Here is a 17,756-nt window from a genome sequence, read left to right as displayed (position 1 = left end):
CGGTCAGCGCAGGACGGCGCAGCCGCGCTCCTCCAGGGTGTCGGCGAGCGGTCGCGGCAGGGCGTCGGGGTCGTTCCAGCGCAGGTCGAGTTTTTCGAGGGCGGGGAGTGCGGCGGTCCAGTCGGGGACGCGGGTGATGCGGTTGGCCCTGAGGTCGAGGTGGCGCAGGCGCGGCAGTGCGGCGAGGGGTGCGGGTACGTCGGTGAGGGCGTTCTCGCGCAGGTCCAGGTGCCGCAGGTCCGCGAGGCGGGCGGCGGAGTCGGGGAGCCGGGTGAGGCGGTTGCCGCGCAGGTGGAGTTCGCGGAGGCCGGCCAGGCCGCCCAGTGTGTCGGGGAGGCGGGTGAGGCGGCAGTTCTCGGCGCGGAGTTCGCGGAGCGCTGTCATGCGGCCGAGGCCGTCGGGGAGGCGGGTGAGCGGGTTCTCGCCGATGTTGAGGTAGCGCAGCCGGGTGAGGCGGCCGAGGGTGTCCGGGAGCGTTCGGAGGCGGTTGTCGTGGAGGTAGAGGAAGTCGGTGAGGGCGGGCAGGTCGCCGATGTCGTCGGGCAGCCGGGTGAGGGCGTTGTGCCCGAGGTCGAGCGTGCGCAGCGCCGTCATGCGCGCGAGGCCGCGCGGTACCTGCGTGAGGTCGTTGTCGGCGAGGACGACGACCTCCCAGTCGGTACGGTCCCACACTCGGTCGGGCACGCTCCCGAGCCGCTGCCTCCACAGGTCGAGCACCGGCCCGTCCGCCACACCGTCGCCCACAGTCCGCCCGCCCGCTCCCTGACAGTTCCCGCGCGCGTGCTCCGCACCGCGCGTGCAGCAGCGTATGCCGTGCCGCGCCGATCACCCGGCCGATTACGTGTGTGCCGCGAGGAACCGCCCGGCGGCGGCCACGATGTCGGCCTTCGGCACAGGTCGGCCGGGTTCATCGGGTACACCCCAGTCAGATCCCCAGGAGGACGAAGGCGGCGGCCAGGGTCACGCATCCGAGTGCGGCCGGGTCGAGGCGCATGCGGGACGCGGCGGCCCGAGCGGCCGCCGCGCGTCTGCCGGGTGCTTCCAGCCACAGGTAGGCGAGGAACCCGAACCCGGTGGCGAGTGACAGGACGATCCACTGGATCGGACGCCCGTAGTAGCTCGGTGTGCGGGCCACCATGACGCAGATCAGCGCGGCACCGAGGGCCACCACCGTCCACTTCAGCCGGTCCCACGGCAGGTACAGGACGTCCGTCACCACGAGCAGGCGGTCGATCGCCGTCTCGGTGTGCATGGACGGGTACGTGCCCAGGTCCACCGGATCGGCGCCGGGCGCCCGGGCGCGGAGGTCGGCGCGCAACTCCGCGACGGGGTCCCACGGTTCGGACGTCTCCGTACGCGGCCCTTCGTGTGCGTACACGGCTTCCCGCCACGCCGTGTCCGATGCCCGCCACCGGACGTGGACGGTCTGGGAGCCGTCCACGTCGTAGCCGACCGAGGTGATCGTCCCGTCGGAGACCCCGGCGAGGAACTCCGCCGAGCTCGCCTCCTGCGGATGCTTGACCCAGATGACCAGCACCATCGACGCCGCGATCACCACGGCCGCGGCGATCCGCGTCACGTTCCCCAGCAGAAGGCCGAGCCGGGACCGCGTCATCACAGGCGACTCCGCGCTCGCGCCGGGGACATGGGGAGGACCACCCGGAGGGTACCGATCGCCCCGCGGTCCTCGGCGCGCGGGAGGGGTGCCGCCGGTCCGCCGCGGGGGGTTCCCGGATGCGCCGCGCCCCTCATCGGTGCAGGAGCCGGTGAGGGGCGTGCGGGACGTCAGGTCGTGGGGATCTCGCCGAAGGCGCCCGACTGCATGTCGGCGACGGCCTGTTCGAGTTCGCGGCGGGTGTTCATGACGAACGGGCCGTAGTGGGCCACGGGTTCGCGGACCGGGCGGCCGGTCCACAGGACGATGCGGAGGCCGTCGTCCCCGGCTTCGATGTCGAGGACGTCGTACGCCGGGCCGTCCGCCCCCGTGTCGGCGGGGGCGAGGTGGACGGCCTGGCCCGCCGCGGCCGGGGTGCGGTCGGCGCCGAAGCGGCCGGAGCCGGCGATGACGTACGCGAAGCCGTTCTGGTCGGCGGGGACTTCCTGTGCGTAGGCGGCGCCCGGGGCCAGGGTGGCGTCGGCCATGGTGACCGGGACGACGTTGGCGGCGGGGCCGACGGCGTCGCCGGAGCGGCCGGAGAAGACGCGTACCTCGACGCCGGCCTCGCGGCGCACCGGCATGGCGTCGGCGCGCAGGTCCTGGTAGCGGGGTTCGTCCATCTTGTGCGCGGCGGGCAGGTTGATCCACAGCTGGAGCAGGTGCACAGGCTCGCCGCGGTACGCCTTCTCCGCGTGGAAGAGCCCGCGTCCGGCGGTCATCCACTGGGCGTCGCCGGGGCCGAGGACGCCGTGTCCGCCGCGGTTGTCGCGGTGTTCGGCGCGGCCTTCCAGGACGAGGGTGACGGTCTCCTGGCCGCGGTGCGGGTGCCAGTCGAATCCGACGGTGCTGAACCAGTCCTCGGCGAGGAGCAGGAAGGGGTCGTGCCGTGCGGGCTTGCCGGGTTCGAGGACGAGGGCCTTGTTGTCGACCTGGGCGTCCGGTCCGGCGATGCGGCGGTCGGTGACGGCCGCCACGCGGCGGGCCGTCGGGGTCTGGGTGCTCATCGCTCCTCCACCACGGATGACAGATTATTGAACGTTCAACTCAACAGGCTGCCGGATGCCGCTGTTCCGCGGCCCCCGGGCCTCCCCGAGCGCCCAACCGTGTGATACCCCTGGGCCGCGTGACAGCTGCCCGCATTCCCGCGACCGCCCGCCCCGCAACCGCCCGCATAGCCGCCCCGCTCCTCGCCGCCGCCCTCCTCGCGGCCGGGTGCAGCGCCGACGACGGACCACCGAAGCGCGACGACGCGGCCGGCACCGCGACCGCCGCGGCCCCGGCCGCCCCGGGGGACAAGGGCGACGGCACGGCGAGCGGGCAGCCCACACCGCAGACGACCGCCCCGCGCGACGCCCACGACCCCGCGCTCAACGACTTCTACGCCCAGCGGCCCGCCTGGAAGCCCTGCCCCGCCGACCCCGCCCAGCGCGGCGACGACCGCGGACTCCAGTGCGCGCGCCTGCGCGTCCCCCTCGACTACGCCGCCCCCGCCGCCGGGACCGTCGAGATCGCCGTCTACCGCATGCCCGCCACCGGGCCCGCCGCCGGGCGCCTCGGCAGCCTCGCCACCAACCCCGGCGGCCCGGGCCGCGGCGTACGCGACACCGTGGTCCGCCTTGCCGCCGCCAAGCCGAACGTGGCCGCCCGCTACGACATCGTCGGCTTCGACCCGCGCGGCACCGGCGACAGCACCCCCGTCGTCTGCGCGGACGGTCCGCTCATGGACCGCCTCCAGTCCATCGACCCCACCCCGCGCGACAGCGCCGCCGTCGACGCGGCCGCCGCCGTCCTCAAGGACTTCGGCCGGGGCTGCGCCGACCGCATGGGCGACCTGCTCCCGCACCTCGGCACCCGCGAGGCCGCCGGCGACATGGACGTCCTGCGCGGCGTCCTCGGCGACGAACGCCTCCACTACGTCGGCACCTCCTACGGCACCTACCTCGGCGCCCGCTACGCCGACCGCCACCCGGACCGCGTCGGCCGGTTCGTCCTGGACGGGCTCCTCGACCCCGCGTCCGACCGCACCGCCGTCGCCCGCGAGCAGGCCCAGGGGTTCGAGGCCGCGTTCCGCTCCTTCGCCGCCGACTGCATCGGCCGCGCGGGCTGCCCCTTCACCGGCGACGCCGACACCGCGGCCCGCACGACCCGCGCCCTCCTCGACGAACTGAGCGACACCCCCGCCCGCGCCGGGGGACGCACCCTCGACGAGGGCATGGCCTCAGCCGTCCTGTCCGGATACCTCTACCACCCCGGCCAGTGGCCCGCCCTGCGCACCGTCGTCGCCGCCCTCGCCCGCGGCGACGCCGCACTCGTGATCCGCGCGTACGACGCCTACACCGACCGCGGACCCGACGGCTCCTACGCCGACTCCGCCCTCGACGGTTACTTCGCCGTCAACTGCGCCGACGGCCGCTACCTCTCCGCCCGCGAAGCCGAACGCCTCACCCGCGACATCACCGCGACCGCGCCGGTGCTCGGGCCGTCCGTGGTGTGGAGCTGGGCCGCCGACTGCGCCGCCCCCGGACCCGACCACGCCGAGCCGCTGGACGGCGCCGACCTGCCCGGCATGCTCCTCGTCAGCACCACCCGCGACCCCGCCACCCCCCACGCCGCCGCCCCGCGGGTGCGCGAACAGCTCCCCGCCGCACGGCTGGTGACGTACAACGGCGACGGGCACGTCGCGATCTACCGGGACAACACCTGCGTGGACAACGCCGTCGACCGGTACCTCCTCAACGGCGTCCTGCCCGCCGCGGACGTGCGCTGCGGGTGACCCGCCCGCAGAGGGCCGCCCGAGGGGCCCCGCGCTCAGCCCCCCGACCTCCCGGTGACCACGAGCGCGTACGCGAGCAGTCCGAACGCCGCGGTGTTCAGCACCACCCGCACCTGGTTCGCGGACCGCCACCGGCGCTCGTCGAACGCCGACCGCGCCGCCGCGTTGTCGATCGCGTCCGGATCGCCCGCCGCTTTCAGCGCGTTGTTGCTCGGCACGTTCACCGCCCCCGTCACCACCATCGTGCCCAGGTAGAGCACGAACGCCCCGGCGATCCACGGCAGCGCGTCCTCGCCGAGGTGCAGGAGTCCCGCCGCCAGCGTGGTCACCAGCGCGCCGAGGAACCCCCAGGCCAGGAACAGCGGGTTCATGATCGCCCGGTCCATCGCCTGGAACGCCGCGACGAACGTCCGGTCGTCGGTCTGCCCCAGCCCCGGCATCACCGCGTTCGCCCAGATCCAGAAGACGCCCGCCATCATGCCCGTCGTCATCGTCGCCAGAATCAGCGACGCCACCCTCAATCCGTCCACACTCCGCCTTCCGCCGACCCCGGTGCGGGGATGCGCCGCGCACAGATGCCACGCAGTCGTCCCGCAGTTATCCCGCAGTGCATACCGCATCCGCCGCCGCATTCGGCGCCGCGGCGTACGGCGGCGCGCTACGATCCGCACGTCGTCCGAGCGGGTGGGGGTCCGTGATGCTGAGCAGGGGTGGGCGAACAGCGGCCGGAAGCACCGGACTTCGCGCCGCGGAGCGGCGTACCGACAGGCGGCGCGGCGGAACGGTCGCGGCGGCGCTGGCCGCGGCGTCATGCCTGGTCGCCTGCGCGGCATGCGCAGCCGACGACATCCTCGACAACGCCGTGCACGACCGCACCCGCGACTACCTCCGCGCGGTCGCCGAGGGCCGCCCGCCGGACGCCTACCACGGCGACTGCGACGGCCGCCGGAACCCCGCCGCCCACGACGCACTCGCCGAGGAAGGCGGCGGGTTCGGCTTCGCCCTCACCGGATCCGTCGAGAGCGGCGACAGGGCCGACGTCAACGTCAGCGTCACCGGCCGTGACGGCACCCCGACCCCGTACGTCGTCGACCTGCACCGCGAAGCCGGCACCTGGTACGTCTGCGCGGTGACCCGGGGCAGCGTCGACCTCGGCGGCGCCGGCTGACACGGGCGGACGCCCCGCCCTGGTCCTGACCGGTGGCGACCGAACGGGCCCGACATCCGTGCAGATCCCCGAACGTGCCGGCCGGCGGCGCAATCCGGGTGACGAGGCGAAACGGAAGCCTCCACGGGACGGTCACAGCACTGGGGAGGGGCTTCAAGGTCCCGTCGGACAGCCCGCGGGCGGTGGTGAGCGTGCTCGCAAGGCGCAGCCCGCGGCTCGGCCTGGGTGTGGCCTGGGTTCGGCTTGGGAGGGCAGTCAGGGCCCGGAGGGTGCCACGGCCCGCGGGCCCGGCGGGACTTCGAAGACACGACCTATCGGAAGAATTTCCTCTTCCGAGGCGAGGGCTCGGGTGTCTCGGGCGGCGGGACGTGCTCGACGAGGTGGATCAGTTCGGCGAGACTTATGCGGGCGTGGCGTTGCCAGGGTTGGCTGGTGACCTCGACGAGCCAGGAGTCCCCGGTCAGTCTGAAGATCGAACGGCCCACCGTGCCGCCGCGATCGCCACGGTACTTGAGCTCTTCCGGCAACCACGTGTGGGCCAGCGACTCCGCCGCTTCGCGGGCCTGGTCCCTGCCGCCCGCGATGTGGTGACGGGACGTCAGGTGCCAGCGGGGCACGGTGACGCTGTCGAGAGTGGCGCCGGCAAACTCGGTTTCGGGCTTGCTCTCTTCGACGAGCACGTACCAGGACCCGGCCGACGTCATCGCTCGGACCGCCTTTCCAGCGTGAGGCGCCCAGGCTCCCACACCCGGCACCACGTCCGGCACTCGGCACGGCGAACGGGTCGGGCGCGTGGGGGCGTCGGTTCCCGCGACCGCGTGGGCCGTCCGGCGCAACGCCCTCGGGCATTCGGCCACGGCAGGAGCCGGGCGCCGGGGACCCGCACCGCAAGCCCGCCCTCACCCCGGCTCCCCGTCCGAGACCGCCGCGACGGTGCGGTGGCGGGTCGGTCGGGCGATCTCGTCGACGACGGCGAGGGCGAGGTCCGCGTACGAGATGTGGCCGCCCACGTCCACGCGCGCCGCGTCGACCGGGCGCGCCCCGCCGATGCGGTACGTGCCGGTCCTGTCCGCCTCGTCCAGCAGCATCGGCGGGCACACCACCAGCCAGTCCAGGCCGTCGCCACCGCCACCGTCCGCGCCCCCGCCTGCCGCCGTGAAGGTGTCGATCGCGTCCGCGTGCCCGCGTGCGAACTCCCGCCACTCCTCCGGGAACCCGGGCGCGTCCATCAGCCGTACGCCCGGCTCCGTCTCGACCGTCGTCGCGATCCCCACGTGCACGAGCCGCCCGACCCCCGCCTTCGCCAGACCCTGGACCAGGGCCGCGGACGCCGCGCCGTAGAACGCGCGCGAGCCGGTGTCCGGCGTGTAGGCCGCGCTCACCGCGGCCGCGTGCCCGGCCGCCGCGCGGGCCACGTCGGCCGGGTCGGTGACGTCCCCGGCCACCAAGGCCACGCGTGCGCGGCCGGCGGGGTCCGTGAGGTCCGTCAGGTCCGCGTGGCGGGAGGGATCGCGGACGACCGCGGTCACCGCGTACCCGCGCGCGACCGCCTCCGCGACCACGGCCCGACCGGCCCGTCCGCCCGCGCCGAAGACCGCGACAGCGCCCGCGGCCACACCGCCCGTGCCGCCCGTGCTCCCTGTGCCGTCTGTACTGTCCGTGCCGGTCTCGTGGATTCCGCTCATGACACAGCTCCGCCCCGGTCTCCGCGGCAGGGCCCGTCCCCGCCGCTGCCAGCAACGGTATGGATCGGATACTGGTTACTTCAACGAAACCGGACTAGCGTCGGGCCCATGCCACACCCCGCCGAAACCCAGGCCGCAGGACCTGCCCCGGGCCCGCGACCGGAAGCCCTCGCGCCGCTCACCGGCGACTTCTTCGACCCGGCCTGCCCGCAGAGCGTCGTGCCGATCCGCATCGGCGAGAAGTGGGCGGGGATGGTCGTCGTCTGCCTCGCCGACGGGCCGCGCCGGTTCTCCGAGCTGAAGGTGCCGCTGCGCCGGATCACCCCGAAGGTGCTGACCGAGACGCTGCGGGCGCTGGAGCGGGACGGCATGGTGACGCGCACCGCGTACAACGAGTCGCCGCCGCGCGTCGAGTACGCCCTGACCGACCTCGGCCGCACCCTCCTCGGCCCGATCCAGGCGTGCCGCGAGTGGGCCGCGGCGAACCTGCCGACGCTGCTCGCGGCGCGGGAGGCGTACCAGAACCGGCAGGACCACGCAGCGAGCTGACGACGCGTCAGACGGATGAACGGTCCGGGCAGGGGACGACCGCGCGCCGCCCGGACACGCGGTCCCGGCTCAGCCGCCCGCCGGCCCGTCCGTTCCCGACAAGTGCGTCCACAGGTGCATCGCGGCGTACGCCCGCCACGGACGCCAGCCCTCCGCCCGCTCGGCGGCCGCCGCCGCGGAGTCGTCCGCGCCGAGGTCGCGCAGCGCGTGCCGGACGCCCAGGTCGGTCAGCGGGATCGCGTCGGGGTCGCCGAGCGCGCGCATCGCGATGTAGGAGGCGGTCCAGGGCCCGATGCCGGGCAGGGCGAGCAGCGCCCGCTCGGTGTCGGCGCGGTCCGCGCCCGGGTCGAGGACGACGCCGCCGTCCGCGACCGCGGAGGCGAGGGCGCGCAGCGCGCGGATGCGGCTTCCGGTGAGGCCGATGCCGGACAGGTCGTCGTCGGCGACCTGGTCGGCGCTGGGGAACATGTGGGTGAGCGTGCCGTCCGGGGCGGCGAGTGCGCAGCCGAGCTTGCGGACGAGGCGTTCGGCGAGCGTACGCGCGCCCTTGACGGTCACCTGCTGCCCGAGCACCGCGCGGACCGCGAGCTCGAACCCGTCGACGTGGCCGGGGACGCGCAGCCCGGGGTGCTTGGCGACCAGCGGTCCGATCAGCGGGTCGGCGCCGAGGACGTCGTCCACGCCCTGTGGGTCGGCGTCCAGGTCGAAGAGGCGGCGGGTGCGCTGTACGGCGGCGGTGAGGTCGCGCAGGTCCTCCAGGCGCAGGCGGAGCGTCGCGTACCCGGCGTCCGGGTGCGGGGTGACCGTCATGATGCCGGTGCGGCGCGGCAGGCGCAGGCTGCGGCGGTACGAGCGGTCTCCCGCGCCGCCCGCTGCCCTGCCGCGGCCCGTGTCGCCGTCGGCGCCCCGTCCCGCGTCGTTGGCGACGACCTCCTCGACGCCGCCGATCGCGCGGTCGGCGAGGAAGTCGAGGAGCGGGTCGTGGGACAGGGGGCGGCGGTGCTGGAGGCGCAGCACGATGTCGCCCTCGCCGTCCGCGCCGGGGCCCGCGGGGCGGTGCCGGCGGCGCAGCTCGGTGGGCGCGCAGCCGAACGCCTCGGCCATCGAGTCGTTGAACTGCCGGACGCTGGAGTACCCGGCCGCGAACGCGATCTGGGTGATCGGCAGGTCCGTGGCCTCGATCAGCATGCGGGCGGTCTGCGCGCGGCGCATCCGCGCCAGCGCGAGCGGGCCGGTGCCGACCTCGCCGACCATCTGCCGGTGCAGGTGGCGTTCGGACACGGCGAGGCGGCGGGCCAGGCTGCCGACGCCGCCCTCGTCGACGACGCCGTCGGCGATCAGGCGCAGCGCGCGGCCGACGAGGTCGGCGCGGATGTCCCAGTCGGGGGATCCGGGGCTGGCCTCGGGGCGGCAGCGCTTGCAGGCGCGGAACCCGGCGGCCTGCGCGGCGGCCGCGGTGCCGTAGAAGGTGACGTTCTCGGGCTTGGGCGTGCGGGCCGGGCAGCTGGGGCGGCAGTAGATGCCGGTGCTGGACACGGCGGTGTAGAAGCTGCCGTCGAAGCGGGCGTCGCGGCTGCTGATGGCCTGGTAGCGGGCGGTGAAGGTCTCGGGCACCCCTCCATGATGCGTCCGCCCGCGGCCGGGTGACTGGCGGATTTCGGACGCGGCGGTGGGGTGCGGGTGTGCGGGCGGCTCCGCGCGCGCCGGATCGGCGGGCGAGTGCGCCGGATCAGCCCCGGTTGTAGAGCCGCATGCTCAGCGTGCCGAAGACGGCGACGAAGCCCGCCGCGTACAGCAGTGTCCACCCGGTCTCGGGGCTGCCGAAGTCGCCTGCCGCGAGGTCGCGGACCGCGCTGACGAGGTGGGCGATCGGGTTGACGTCCACGAACGCCTGGAGCCAGCCGGGCATGGTCTCGGGCTCGACGAAGATGTTGCTGAGGAACGTCGCCGGGAACAGCACGAGCATCGCGGTGCCGCCGACCGCCTTCTCGCTGCGCATGAGCAGGCCGAGGGTCGTCCACACCCACGAGAACGCGAAGGCGAAGACCAGCACGAGCGCGATCGCCGCCAGCACGCCGGGCGCGCCGCCGTCCGGGCGGAACCCGAGGGCCAGGCCGGTGAGGACGATCATCGTCGCGGCGAGCAGGTAGCGGGCGAGGTCGCCGATCAGCATCCCGACGAGCACGGCGGGGCGCCAGACGGGCAGGGTGCGGAAGCGGTCGAAGACGCCGTTGGTGATGTCGTGGTTGAGGGCGACGCCGGTGCCCATGGTCGTCATGACGATGCTCTGGACGAGGACGCCGGGCACCACGTACTGGAGGTACTCGTCGGTGGATCCGGCCAGTGCTCCGCCGAAGAGGTACGTGAACATCAGCGTCATCATCAGCGGGAACGCGGTCACCTCCAGGAGGTGCGTGGTCGCCGGGCGCATCTTGAGCACGGCGCGCCACGCGAACACCGTGGACGCGGCGAGCGGGGTCGGCCGCCGGGGCCGCTCGCGGACGGCGAACAGCGCCGCGATGTCGTCGACGGCGACGGGCGGGTGGTCGCGAGAGCGGTCGAGCGGGTCGTCGTCCAGGTTGTCGCGCAGGTTGTCGGGGGCCGAGTCGGGGTTCGGGGACGTGGCTGCGGCGGTCGGGCTGCTCATGGGGCGGATTCCTCCTGCGTTGCGGTGCGCCGGGGGTCCCGGGGGCGTGTCGTCGGTGGCCGTTCGGGCGGCGCACGGTCCGGCGTGGGTCGGTGCGTTTTCGGGACGGTCACACCTGAGGCGCGAGGCGGCGTCGCGCGTGCGCGAGACCGGAGCCCGGCGCCGGGGGTGGGCGGCGAGATCGGATCTGGCGGCGGGGGTTACCGGGTGGATGGGGACGAGGAGTGGGCATGCCGGCCCGCTTCTACGCGGCGCCCTCGATCTCGGCCCGCAGCTCGGCGGCGAGCGCGCGTGCTTGCTCCCGCCTGTGCGGCGGCCTCGGGGCGGCCTTCCCCGGCGGCGATCCACGTGCGCGGACTGCCGCTTCATGTCCTCAGTGGTTGGTACGCCGGCCTGTCCGGTCCGATTCCGCGGTCGATCCGGCGGTCGCCGGGCGGTTGCCTGGTGGTCGCCGGGTGGGCGTGCCGGCTATCGCGGAGGGGCGCCGAGGACCGAGACGCGGTGCATGCGGCGGTGGCCGGAGAAGTCCGGCAGTGCGTTGTGCAGGGTGCAGCGGTTGTCCCAGATGACGAGGTCGCCCGGAGTCCAGCGGTGTCGGTAGGTGAACCGCTCGGTGGTCATGTGCCGGTACAGGAACGCCAGGACGGCGTCCGCCTCGGCCGGCGGCAGGCCGAGAATGGAACGCGTGTACGTGTGGTTCACGTAGAGGGTCGGCGCCCCGGTCTCCGGGTGCGTGCACACCACCGGGTGCGCGGTGGTCCGGGCGGCGGCGACCGAGGCGGCGTAGCGTTCGGCGGTCGCGTGGCCGCGGACGTACGCCAGTTCGACGGTGCGCGCGAGATCGTGCAGTGCCGTCAGCCCTTCGAGGTACTTCTTCATCGGCGCCGACAGTGCGTCATAGGCGGCCGTGCAGCTCGCCCACACGGTGTCGCCGCCGTACTCGGGGATGACCTGCGCGTGCAGCAGCGTGCCCATCGGCGGCCGTTCCAGGAACGTCTCGTCGGCGTGCCACATGCTCGCCCGGGTGCCGTCCTCCGAATCGAGGACGCTCACCCGCTCGTAGCCGTCACCCAGATTGGGGAAGAAGGCGTGCACCTCCGGCTCACCGAACCGCTCGGCCAGCGCGAGGTGCTGGTCGATCGTCAGTTCGGGGGCGCGCAGCACCACGACTTGGTGGTCGTTGGTGGTCGAGGAGTGCGCGGTGGATGCCGTCGACGGTCTCGGCGGCGAGACCGGCCGAGAAGTCCACGTCGTGGATTTCGGCGCCCAGCGCGGCGCCTGTGCGGACGACGCGCATGTCAGCGCCCCGAACGCAGCACGGCACCGGGGCGGACGTCGACGTCGAGGTCGGCGCCGTCCTGCCGAACGGCCTGCCCGTTCACCCACACATGGACGATGCCGACGCTGTGCGCGACCAGGCGGTCGGCTCCCGCGGGCAGGTCGTACACGCGTTCCATCGCGCCTACTCCGACCGTTTCGGGATCGAACGCCACCAGGTCGGCGGCCAGCCCCGGTGCGATCCGGCCGCGGTCCGCCAGGCCGAGGAACGCGGCGGGCTGGCCGGTGAGGCGGTGCACCGCCTCGGCGAGCGTCAGATGGCCCGTCTCGCGGACCCAGTGCTCCAGCAAGTGTGTCGAGAAGCACGCGTCACACAGCTGCGACGCGTGCGCGCCCGCGTCCGACAGGCCGACGAGGACGCGCGGATGCCGCAGCAATTCGGCGAGTTCGTGCTCGTCGTCGTTCGCCAGCACGACCCGGAACCGGGTGCGCAGGTCTTCCGCGAGAGCGGTGTCGACCATGACGTCGAACGGGGTGGAACCGCGTTCGGCGGCCAGATCCGGCAGCGTCCGCCCGGCGAGGCCGGGCAGTTCGGTTTCGTCGATGTCGGTCTTGGCGAGGCGGCTGTCCCAGCGCTCTTCGGCCTGCGCACGGGCGCGTTCCCGCCACGCCGGGTCCGCGTACAACTCGGCGCGCTTGTCGGCGGGCAGCGCCAGGATCTCCTGGAAACTCGGCATCGTCGCGAACGGGAACGGGTCCGCCAGCGTCACCTGCATCACCAGCGGGCGGCACGAGGTCTGCCCCCACACATCGGTGTCCGCGCAGGCGTCGGCCCGCGCGACCGCCGCACCGGGCGCGCCCATGCCGGTGAGCAGCGGGGTGAACGTGACCGGCCGTCCCGTGGCCGCGCCGACGTCGAGGAGGTGATCGACATCGAGGTCGGGGCCCGCCGTGACCTGGATGATGCCGTGCCCGGACTCGCCCACGACCGCGGCGAGTTCGTCGAACTCGGCGCGCTCCGCGTGCCGGCTGGGCACCGGCCGGCCGCCCGCGCCCTGGTGCGACGTCGCCCGCGACGACGCGAACCCGAACGCGCCCGCCTCCATCGCCTCCGCGACCAGCGCCCGCATACGGGCGATCTCCTCGGCGGTCGCCGGGCGTTCCTGCTCCTCGCCGACCACGAACAGCCGCAGCGGAGTGTGCCCGATCATCGCCGCGACGTTGAGGCGCGGGCGGGCCGAGGTCAGCGTGTCGAGGTAGTCGGGGAACGACTCGAAGTCCCAGTTGATGCCGGCGTGCAGCGCGTCGAGGGACATGCCTTCGACGTTCTCCAGGGTCCGCGCCACCAGGTCGCGGTGCGCGGGCCGGGTCGGGGCAATGCCGAAGCCGCAGTTGCCCATCAGGACACTCGTCACGCCGTGCCACGACGACGGGGTCAGGTCCGGGTCCCACAGCACCTGCGCGTCGAAGTGCGTGTGGATGTCGATGAAGCCGGGAGCCAGGACCAGGCCGGTCAGGTCGACTTCGGTCGCCCCGTCGCCGGCCAGACTGCCCGGCTCGCCGACGGCGGCGATGACACCGTCGGCGATGCGGACGTCGGCGGGCCGCGGATCCGCCCCGGTGCCGTCGACGACGGTGGCGCCGCGCAGGACGAGGTCCATGGGTCGTTCTCCTTCGGGAGTCGGTTTTGCGGGGGTGGGGCTGGGCTGTGGCGGCTTCGGCGGCTTTGGTGGCCGGTCAGCGGGGCACGAGGTCGTAGTCGCGGGTGCGGAGCCGCCGGGTCTCCAGCCAGTAGCGGCGCGCGGGGTAGGGCCACTGGGTGGTGACGCGGCCGTTCGGGGCACGGAAGTAGCTGTGGCAGTCCAGCCACACGGTGCCGCCCATGGCCTGCTGGAGCCGGTCGTTGAAGCGGCGCTGCGCGAGGGCGCGGACTTCCAGGGCGGCCAGGCGGCGGCGGGCGAGGGTGCGTACCGCACGGGTGATGTAGTGGGCCTGCGCTTCGAGGACGAACAGGATCGAGCCGCCGCCCTGGTTCGTGTTGGGGCCGTACATGACGAACAGGTTCGGGTAGCCCGTGACGGTCATGCCCAGGTAGGCCTCGGCGCCGTCGGCCCAGTCGTCGCGCAGGCGGCGGCCGTCGCGCCCGTACACGTCCACGGCGACGAGGTATTCGGTGGCGCGGAAACCGGTGCCGAGGATGATCGTGTCGACGTCGCGCTCGCGGCCGTCGGCGGTGCGGACACCCGATTTGGTGACGCGGTCGATGGGGTCCGTGACAAGTTCCACGTCCGGACGGGTGAACGTCGGGAACCACGTGTTCGACGGCAGCAGACGTTTGCAGCCGATCGCGTAGTCGGGGGTGAGCGCGGCGCGCAGGTCCTCGTCGTCCGGGATCTGGCGGCGCAGCAAGCCGTGGTGCCAGCTCTGCCGTTCGGCGGTGCGCGCGTCGGCCTTGTGGATCGACGTGTGCCGTTCGAGCTGCGCGAGGATCTCCCAGCGGTGTTTGCGCATCGCCAGGGGACTGCGGCGGAACTTCGCGATCTCCTCGGGCGTGTACGGCCGCAGCGCCTTCGGCACGATCCACGCGGGGGAGCGCTGGAACACGTGCACCTGCGCGGCGGGTTCGGCGATCTCGGGGACGAACTGCACGGCGCTCGCCCCGGTCCCGATCACCGCGACCCGCTTCCCCGTCAGATCCTCGCCGTGGTTCCAGCGGGCCGAGTGGAACATCGCGCCCGCGAAATCGTCGAGGCCTTCGATGTCCGGGTGGGCGGGCAGGTTCAGCATGCCGAGCGCGCTGACCAGGACGTCGACGTCGAACTGCGCCCCGGACTCGGCGGTGAGGTGCCACCGGTTCGCCGTGTCGTCCCACCGCGCTTCGGCGATCGGCGTGCCGAGCCGCAGGTGGGGCCGGAGGCCGAACCGGTCCGCGATGCCTTCGAGGTAGGCGAGGATCTCCGGCTGGTCGGCGTAGGTCTTGCTCCACTCGGGGTTGGGCGCGAATGAGAAGGAATACAGGTGCGACATGATGTCGCACGCTGCGCCCGGGTACGTGTTGTCGCGCCAAGTCCCGCCCACACCATCGGACTTCTCGAAGATCGTGAGGTTGTCGAATCCGGCCTGCTTGAGCCGCACGGCCATCGCCAAGCCGCCCGCGCCCGCCCCCAGGATGCCGATGCTGGGCCCTGCACCCATGGGCCCCCCTCCCTGCGTGAGGTCACTATTTGACCTGTAGGATTGCTCTGTGACACGGTGACGCTAGCTGAACTCCGTCGAAGGGGGAAGAGCCGTCATGGCCGTCGGCCGACTCGGCACCGTGGAAAAGGCGCTGCGCGTCCTCACCGCCATTTCCGAACGGCAGCCCGTGACCGTCACCCGCCTCGCCCGCGCCCTGGACATGGACAAGAGCGGAGTGCAGCGGACCGTGGTGACCCTCCACGACGCCGGCTGGCTGCGGCAGGACCCGGCGACCAGCGCCTGGAGCCTGGACGCGCAAGCGCTGGTCGTGGGGCGGAGGTTCGCGGGAGGCCTGTTCGACCGCGCGCGGCCGCATCTCAAGGCGCTCGCGTCCGGCACCGGGGAAACCGTCACGCTGTGGGTCGTGCGCGGACCGTCCTTCGTGGTCGTCGACTCGGTCGAGAGCAGCCAGCCGCTCCGCATCGTGATCCCGGTCGGGCTGGAGGCGCCGCTGACGACGGGACCGGGGGTCGCGGCGTTCCTCGACGAGGAAGCACGCGGACACTTGGGCGACGCCCTGCCGTCGGAGGACGAACTTGCCGTGGTGCGGGCCCGCGGCTACTACGTCACGACCGGGGGCGCGGCAGGGACGATCGCCATCGGCGCGCCCGTGTATGCGCCCGGGCCGGGGGCTTCGGCCGTGGGGACACTGCTGGTGACCGCGCCGGTATCGCGGGTGGGGGTCGCCGAGCTGGAGGCCATGGCGCCGCGGTTGCTGGCGGCAGCGGGGGCGGTATCGGCGGAGTAGGGGCCGCGCGGTGTCTCCCCGGTTCGTGGCCCGCCGCCGCTCGGTCGCAGCCTGGAAGCACGGGCGCGGCGGCGGGCCCGGGACATGGTCAACGCGCTCGGCCGGGACTCCGTGTCGGCGCTCATGCCCCGATCCAACGAGCCGTTCCACCACCGGACACCGAACCCGGATCAGAAACCCGTACCAACCGCTGCACCGATGTTCCCCAGCGAACTCAACCCGCCGACGCCCGACCTGCTACCGCCAGAATCCGTTCCGATCCTCCCCACGGGCGGTCCCACGCACGGGTGACCACCGGGACGCCCCGCTCCGGCGACCCGGCAGACTGGGCGCATGACCGTGATCCTGCTGCGCAACGGCAACGTCTACAGCCCTGCCGACCCCTTCGCCACCGCCCTCGTCGTCGAGGACGGCACCGTGGCGTGGATAGGCGCGGAGGGCGCCGCCGAGGCGCACGTCTCGTCCGCCGACCAGGTCGTCGACCTCGACGGGGCGCTGGTGACCCCGGCGTTCGTCGACTCGCACGTGCACGCGACGGCGACGGGCCTCGCGCTGACCGGGCTCGACCTGCGCGGCAGCGCGGGCACCGCGGGTGGCGGAGGCGACGCGGGCGGGTCCGACGGGCTGGACCGGATCGCCGCCCACGCCGCGGCGCTCGGCGCGGGGGACGTGCTGCTGGGCCAGGGCTGGGACGACCCGTCGTTCCGCGGCGGGATCCCGGAGACGGCGGTGCTGGACCGGGCGGTCGGCGGGCGGCGGGCGTACCTCTCGCGCATCGACGTGCACTCGGCGCTGGCGTCGTCGGCGCTGCGCGCGCAGGTGCCCGGCCTGGCGGGGATGGACGGGTACGACCCGGTCGGGCCGCTGACCGGCGCCGCGCACCACGCGGTGCGGGCGGCCGCGCACGCGGCGCTGACCCCGGCCCGGCGGACCGAGGCGCAGCGGGCCGCACGCGCAAGGGCGGCGGCGCTCGGCATCGGGACGCTGGTGGAGTGCGCCGGGCCGGAGATCGCGGGGGCGGACGACCTGGCGCTGCTGCGCAAGCTGGCGGTGGAGGAGGCCGGTCCGGAGGTGGCGGCGTACTGGGGCGAGGCGGTCGCCACGGCCGCGGAGGCCCGCGAGGTGCTGGCGCGGCACGGGGCGCACGGACTCGGCGGCGACCTGTTCGCGGACGGGTCGATCGGGTCGCACACCGCGTGCCTGCACGCCGCGTACGCCGACCGGCCCGGCGTGGCCGGGTTGGCCTACCTGGACGCGGAGCAGATCGCGGCGCACGTGGCGGCGTGCACGGAGGCGGGGGTGCAGGCCGGGTTCCACGCGATCGGCGACGCGGCGGTGGACGCCGTGGTGGCCGGTGTGCGGGCCGCGGCGCAGCGGCACGGGGCGGGCGCCGTACGGGCGTTGCGGCACCGTGTCGAGCACGCGGAGCTGGTCGGCGCGGACGCGGTGGCGGCGTTCGCCGAGCTGGGTGTCGTGGCGTCGGTGCAGCCGGGGTTCGATGCGGCGTGGGGCGGCACGGAGGGGATGTACGTGCGGCGGCTGGGGGCGGAGCGGGCGGCGCGGATGAACCCGTTCGCGACGCTGAACCGCGCGGGTGTGCCGCTGGCGTTCGGGTCGGACGCGCCGGTGACGCCGCTGGATCCGTGGGGGACGGTGCGCGCGGCGGCGTTCCATCGGACGCCGGGGGAGCGGATCTCGGTGCGGGCGGCGTTCAACGCGCACACGCGCGGCGGGCACCGGGCGCTGGGCCGCGACGACGAAGGGGTCCTGGTGCCGGGGGCGCCGGCGACGTACGCGGTGTGGCGCACGGGGGAGTTGACGGTGCAGGCGCCGGACTCGCGGCTGTCGGCGTGGTCGACCGATCCCAGCTCGGGTACGCCCGGTCTGCCGGACCTGACGCCGGGCGAGCCGCTGCCGGTGTGCGTGCGCACGGTGGTGCGCGGGGCGACGGTGTACGAGGCGGACTGACCGACGGCGTCTTGGCGTTCGGGCGTGGCGGTCGGCGGGGCTGCGT

The 17,756-nt window shown here is 74.2% G+C and carries 16 protein-coding genes; 5 read left to right on the top strand and 11 right to left on the bottom strand.

The annotated features are described in order from the left end of the window. Positions 1-3: 3 nt before the first annotated feature. From ACRX5S_RS03890 to ACRX5S_RS03880, 3 genes are all read right to left on the bottom strand, one after another. Complete coding sequence (locus ACRX5S_RS03890) at positions 4-744, bottom strand: leucine-rich repeat domain-containing protein (protein WP_436771294.1); 741 nt, start codon at positions 742-744, stop codon at positions 4-6. 181 nt (positions 745-925) lie between these two features. Continuing rightward, on the bottom strand, positions 926-1,615 hold the full coding sequence (locus ACRX5S_RS03885; RefSeq protein ID WP_436771293.1) for a hypothetical protein: 690 nt from the start codon (positions 1,613-1,615) through the stop codon (positions 926-928). Between the two features lie 170 nt (positions 1,616-1,785). Further along, a complete protein-coding gene (locus ACRX5S_RS03880; protein WP_436771292.1) occupies positions 1,786-2,661 on the bottom strand; it encodes a pirin family protein in 876 nt (291 codons plus the stop codon). A gap of 119 nt (positions 2,662-2,780) precedes the next feature. Between ACRX5S_RS03880 and ACRX5S_RS03875 the strand changes: the two genes are divergently transcribed. Continuing rightward, a complete protein-coding gene (locus tag ACRX5S_RS03875; protein WP_436771291.1) occupies positions 2,781-4,430 on the top strand; it encodes an alpha/beta hydrolase in 1,650 nt (549 codons plus the stop codon). 35 nt (positions 4,431-4,465) lie between these two features. Here ACRX5S_RS03875 and ACRX5S_RS03870 read toward each other — a convergent pair whose 3' ends face one another. Beyond that, positions 4,466-4,945, bottom strand: coding sequence for a DUF1772 domain-containing protein (locus ACRX5S_RS03870; RefSeq protein WP_436771290.1), 480 nt, complete (start codon positions 4,943-4,945; stop codon positions 4,466-4,468). A 179-nt stretch (positions 4,946-5,124) separates the two neighbouring features. Here ACRX5S_RS03870 and ACRX5S_RS03865 point away from each other — a divergent pair, with 179 nt between their 5' ends. After that, complete coding sequence (locus tag ACRX5S_RS03865) at positions 5,125-5,598, top strand: hypothetical protein (RefSeq protein ID WP_436771289.1); 474 nt, start codon at positions 5,125-5,127, stop codon at positions 5,596-5,598. Between the two features lie 311 nt (positions 5,599-5,909). Here ACRX5S_RS03865 and ACRX5S_RS03860 read toward each other — a convergent pair whose 3' ends face one another. Next, positions 5,910-6,302, bottom strand: coding sequence for a hypothetical protein (locus tag ACRX5S_RS03860; RefSeq protein WP_436771288.1), 393 nt, complete (start codon positions 6,300-6,302; stop codon positions 5,910-5,912). Between the two features lie 195 nt (positions 6,303-6,497). Beyond that, a complete protein-coding gene (locus tag ACRX5S_RS03855) occupies positions 6,498-7,283 on the bottom strand; it encodes an NAD(P)-dependent oxidoreductase (protein ID WP_436771287.1) in 786 nt (261 codons plus the stop codon). Positions 7,284-7,391: 108 nt separating this feature from the next. Here ACRX5S_RS03855 and ACRX5S_RS03850 point away from each other — a divergent pair, with 108 nt between their 5' ends. Continuing rightward, positions 7,392-7,832 carry a winged helix-turn-helix transcriptional regulator gene (locus tag ACRX5S_RS03850; protein WP_436771286.1) on the top strand — a complete coding sequence of 147 codons (441 nt, stop codon included), beginning with the start codon at positions 7,392-7,394 and terminating at the stop codon, positions 7,830-7,832. 69 nt (positions 7,833-7,901) lie between these two features. Here the strand turns inward: ACRX5S_RS03850 and ACRX5S_RS03845 are convergent, their stop codons facing one another. From ACRX5S_RS03845 to ACRX5S_RS03825, 5 genes are all read right to left on the bottom strand, one after another. Then, on the bottom strand, positions 7,902-9,446 hold the full coding sequence (locus tag ACRX5S_RS03845) for an AlkA N-terminal domain-containing protein (protein ID WP_436771285.1): 1,545 nt from the start codon (positions 9,444-9,446) through the stop codon (positions 7,902-7,904). A gap of 115 nt (positions 9,447-9,561) precedes the next feature. After that, positions 9,562-10,479: an ABC transporter permease gene (locus ACRX5S_RS03840; protein WP_436771284.1), complete on the bottom strand. Its 918-nt coding sequence runs from the start codon at positions 10,477-10,479 to the stop codon at positions 9,562-9,564. 468 nt (positions 10,480-10,947) lie between these two features. Then, complete coding sequence (locus tag ACRX5S_RS03835; RefSeq protein WP_436771283.1) at positions 10,948-11,865, bottom strand: TauD/TfdA dioxygenase family protein; 918 nt, start codon at positions 11,863-11,865, stop codon at positions 10,948-10,950. Further along, a complete protein-coding gene (locus ACRX5S_RS03830; RefSeq protein WP_436771282.1) occupies positions 11,778-13,418 on the bottom strand; it encodes an N-acyl-D-amino-acid deacylase family protein in 1,641 nt (546 codons plus the stop codon). Before ACRX5S_RS03830 ends, ACRX5S_RS03835 begins: the two co-directional genes overlap by 88 nt. Before the next feature lie 76 nt (positions 13,419-13,494). After that, on the bottom strand, positions 13,495-14,952 hold the full coding sequence (locus tag ACRX5S_RS03825; protein WP_436771281.1) for a flavin-containing monooxygenase: 1,458 nt from the start codon (positions 14,950-14,952) through the stop codon (positions 13,495-13,497). 97 nt (positions 14,953-15,049) lie between these two features. On the opposite strand from ACRX5S_RS03825, the gene ACRX5S_RS03820 reads away from it, so the two are divergent. Next, positions 15,050-15,742 carry an IclR family transcriptional regulator gene (locus ACRX5S_RS03820; protein WP_436771280.1) on the top strand — a complete coding sequence of 231 codons (693 nt, stop codon included), beginning with the start codon at positions 15,050-15,052 and terminating at the stop codon, positions 15,740-15,742. A 333-nt stretch (positions 15,743-16,075) separates the two neighbouring features. After that, positions 16,076-17,710, top strand: coding sequence for an amidohydrolase (locus ACRX5S_RS03815; protein WP_436771279.1), 1,635 nt, complete (start codon positions 16,076-16,078; stop codon positions 17,708-17,710). Positions 17,711-17,756: the final 46 nt, after the last annotated feature.

The organism is Yinghuangia sp. YIM S09857, assembly GCF_051388915.1.
In the GTDB taxonomy this organism is placed as follows: domain Bacteria; phylum Actinomycetota; class Actinomycetes; order Streptomycetales; family Streptomycetaceae; genus Yinghuangia.
The sequence above is the reverse complement of the archived record's forward strand: the minus strand, read 5'-3'. Positions and strand labels throughout refer to the sequence as shown.